General features: G+C 46.5%; 1 protein-coding gene. It reads right to left on the bottom strand.

Annotated elements, in window-relative coordinates:
• The coding region (locus tag AC1D1Y_RS26105) for a hypothetical protein (protein WP_477684908.1) at positions 1-561 on the bottom strand (561 nt) is incomplete at both ends.

The following is a 561-nucleotide window of genomic DNA, read 5'->3' as shown; positions in this document are numbered from 1 at the left end:
GTATATGTCGCCGTAGTTTTCGCGTTGTTCACATTGCAGTTGTTACAGCCTCCACTTGCATTCAAATTACCAGCAGGCGTGACGGTAATATTGGTAGGGTCATTGTAGGTAAAGTTCAAAATCCCAGAGTGGAAGTGCACGCCATCCTTCTGATCCGTGCCTGAAATTACATAGCCAAAACCTTGCGCGTTAACCGTAGCCTGTGCAATAGTTTGTGTTGATATGGAAATGGTAGGTGGAGTGACTGCCGTATTCACACTATATTCAAGTGTTCCCCAAACGTCTTGGTCATAGTCTCCCCCTTGTTCGGAGTCTTCCCATTGAATAACGTATTTGCCGGTTGTCGCCGTCTGTGAAACGATGCGAAAATCGACCAAAGTACCGCCACCAATACCCCCGCTGAGCTTCAATTGGTATGCAGGTTGAATAACTACATATTTTCCTGCTTGTCCAGGGACGCTTACTTTAATTCGCGGAGAGCCCGTCGCGAGTGCCACTCCATAGGTATCTACTTTAAAAGCACGCTTATTATTAGTGGGGATTGTGAAGTCAGTGCGAATG

The organism is Polaromonas sp. P1_G1 (assembly GCF_056405595.1).
This window is presented reverse-complemented; position numbering and strand designations above follow the sequence as displayed.